We start from the raw sequence: 3,108 nt of genomic DNA, 5'->3' as shown, positions 1-3,108 counted from the left end.
CCCGGCAAACTCCTACGCACCCGCATCCTCGGCGGAGTGATCAACGAGTACCGATATGCGGCTTGACCAGCAGCGATGACTTCCCAAGCGGCACACGGTACAGGTTCTCCCACTTCTCCTGAACCATTTCGGCCCACAGGGCGTCAATAAACACGACGAGATACAGATGGAACAGAAGGAGACGGGGTGTCCTTCGAGCAGGAATGGGCGCAGCTGAAAGCCGATGGCGTTGGCGCGGCAGGCTGAGGGCGGCATGCGGCTCAACCAGCTGCCGGCAGACTCCGGCGGAGGCGCGCCGGATCTGGTGGCGAAGGCGGACTCCATCAACGGGAACGCCAACCTGCTGGTGGAGATCGCTGGGCTTCTCCACGAAGGCCGCCCGGACGCCGAGCTGACCACCATGGCACGGAATCCCAGGACGCACGGAGACGTGGCACGTCAGGTGGAGCGTTTCGCCGAGTTCGCGGGTGACCAGTTCCTGGACACCATGGCCCTGTTTGCAGCGCTGTCAACCCGTCTGCGGATGGCTGGCGGGAAATTCGCGGAGATCGAGGACGAGACCGCCCGCCGGTTCCTGGAGGCCGTGCTCGACGGCCGTTACGTCTCGCCGGGAACGCGATGAGCGACGGACTGAGCTACCGCAAGGACGTCGATTTCTTGGAGAACTGCAACCCGCCGCTGGTGGAGCGCAACGCGGATGAGTTCCACCGTATCCAGGCTCTCCTGACGGCTGTCGCTCCTGCGGCGGAGCGGGCAGAGAAGCACACCGAGTGGCGCAGCAAGGGCAGCGCGCACTACACGGCCAGGCTCACCGAGGGCCGCCGCTTGGTGGACGAACTCGCCGAAGCCTACGGGCACGCCGCGGGCGCGCTGCGTCGTTACGCGGAGGCACTGACGCTGGCGAAGGTGTACTACTCCAGTGGCCTGGTCAGCGAGCAGGCGCTCGCGGACCTGATCCACACCAAGGGCACCGCGATCACCCGCACGGCTCAGGAGGCCGAGCCGATGCGGCAGTGGGAGGACATTCGCGATACCACCGGCGTCCTGGACTTCTTCGCGGAGCTGACCATGGACGTCGACGACATCCGGGATGAGGCCAACCGGCTGCACAACGCGGCGGGCGGCGACTTCGACCTGGCACGGACCACCGAGGGGGAGGCCCGCGCCCTCTGCATCCATGAACTCAAACAGGCGTACGACCTGGTGCCGGACTTTCAGGTATTCCTCACCGAGCGGGTGGACGTCGCCGCCGCCATGCCCGACCTCCGGCGCGAGGCGGCCGAGGCGAGCGGTAACCCGGTGACCCGGTTGTCGGGCAGCGGTCCCAAGCAGGACTACTACCCGACGGCCGGGGACAAGCTGGTCTCCCCGACGCTCCAGAACATCCGGATGCAGCTCGCTTCATTGCCGGGCGCGACGGACAGCTACTGGATTCCGCCCTCCAGTGACCAGGAGAAGACCGAGTGGATTCGGGCCAACAAGGACATCATCAAGGCCGCTGCGCAGAACTCTGGGCTGCCGCCGTCGATGGTGGCGGGCATCGCCTGGAAAGAGATCGCCGGCCAGCCCGGCCCACTCGACGACATCACCGACACCATTCGGGAGCAGGCGGACTCCCCGTTGAGCCCTGTCGGGCCGGAGAACCTGCCGTCACGACTGGGCGGTGACCCCGACGAGACGTCCTTCGGGCCGATCGCCATCCAGGTACGGCGTGGCGCCGAGGTGCTCGGCTACAACCCGGAGAACCTCACCGACCAACAGCGAACCACGGTGGAGGAATCGCTCCAGGAGCCGGGACAGAACATTTTCATCGCCGCCGAGTACCTGGCTCAGCTCAAGGCGGAGAGCGACTTCGCCGACGTACCCCCGGAGGAAATGACGGTGGAGCAGCAACAGGAGCTTGCCGCGCGGTACAACGGGGGACCGTACTGGGGGAACGATCAGGCTCAGCGTTATGGCCGAGACTTCGCCCATCACCTGGATCAGGCAAGGAACGCGATCCGCTGATGCAGTCCTCGAAACCCTCTCACACCAAAGACAGGCAGAAGACCGGTCACTTCCGTCACCCGGTGGACGACCGCCCGCACCACCCCGACGACGACCGCCGCCCGCTCCGCGTGATCCTCGCCGTGCCGGTGGTGCTATTGACCTTGGCGGCGGCATTCTTCCTCTGGCTGGCGGTCAACACCCGTCCGGACGGCGACTGGGACCAAGCCGCGTACGGCGGGATCGAGCTGGCCTGCGCCTTGGCCGTCGTCTTGGCAGGCGCGGTGGGAGCACTATGGCTGGCGCCCTCGGTGCGGCGGGTAATGCGGTGGCCGTGGGCGGTACCGGCTGTGGTGCTGGGGGTGGCGGCGGTGGTGCGGTGGGTGTCCAGCGGGGCGTGAATGCCCGACCTGTCCAGGGGCTGCGATCATGACACCGACCCGCTCCACCCCCGTGGCCAGGGCCTGTCCGACGGGTCAGGCCCTGATGCCTGTCCAACAGGGCTTCGGGCTTGCGCTTTCCGTTGCGGCAACTCCTACGGTCATGTGTGGCCGGGGCTCTGTCACGTTGTTGGGTGTGCGAGTGCCTGTCGGCGTGTCGTGGGTGGTGGAGCCGGGGTCCGGTTCCGGGCTCAGGCCTCGGCGGGCCGGCCGACGACGCCGGTGACCTGGTCCCAGATGGCGAAGCGGACGGTCATCTCGGCACGGTAGTCGTGTGAGCATTGATGCCCCTATGGATGTCAAGTAGCGGTTGCGGTATGTGCGCGGCTGGCTGCAGGGCTCGGAGTGGCGAGAAGCCGGTAGATCTCCCGTGCGATGTAGCGTTTGAGGCAGCGGATGACTTCTCGGTGATGGGGATCTTTGAAAACGGCCGGGACCGCTCCTCACCTCACTTGCTTGGTCTTTGAACTGAGTGGGGAGGATGAGGATCGAAGAGCGGTCCTTGATCACCAGAATGTAGGTTTTGGCCATGACTGGTGACTGGCGGATGGATCGGATCGGGACTGCGCTGAGGGGCGAGAACCCGACTGAGGTTGATCCCCGGGGGTGGACACCGGGTTTCACGCGACGAGTGACAGCCTACGTGACGTGATCAATTGCTGTTCGTACTCAGCTGGCGTGA

3 protein-coding genes are annotated in these 3,108 nt (G+C 65.9%); all 3 read left to right on the top strand.

What is annotated here, in order from left to right; genetic code table 11:
* Nucleotides 1–253 precede the first annotated feature (253 nt).
* Genes AB0A94_RS38520 through AB0A94_RS38510 form a run of 3 tightly spaced genes read left to right on the top strand, consistent with a single transcriptional unit; the run spans nucleotide 254 to nucleotide 2,387 of the window.
* Nucleotides 254–622, top strand: a complete 369-nt coding sequence (locus AB0A94_RS38520; RefSeq protein WP_361751680.1) for a hypothetical protein — start codon at nucleotides 254–256, stop codon at nucleotides 620–622.
* Nucleotides 619–2,007: a hypothetical protein gene (locus tag AB0A94_RS38515; RefSeq protein WP_361751678.1), complete on the top strand. Its 1,389-nt coding sequence runs from the start codon at nucleotides 619–621 to the stop codon at nucleotides 2,005–2,007. The genes AB0A94_RS38520 and AB0A94_RS38515 overlap by 4 nt, the downstream gene beginning before the upstream one ends.
* On the top strand, nucleotides 2,007–2,387 hold the full coding sequence (locus tag AB0A94_RS38510) for a hypothetical protein (protein ID WP_361751676.1): 381 nt from the start codon (nucleotides 2,007–2,009) through the stop codon (nucleotides 2,385–2,387). Before AB0A94_RS38515 ends, AB0A94_RS38510 begins: the two co-directional genes overlap by 1 nt.
* Nucleotides 2,388–3,108: the final 721 nt, after the last annotated feature.

It is taken from the genome of Streptomyces sp. NPDC044984 (assembly GCF_040646935.1).
Lineage (GTDB): Bacteria > Actinomycetota > Actinomycetes > Streptomycetales > Streptomycetaceae > Streptomyces.
The sequence above is the reverse complement of the archived record's forward strand: the minus strand, read 5'-3'. Positions and strand labels throughout refer to the sequence as shown.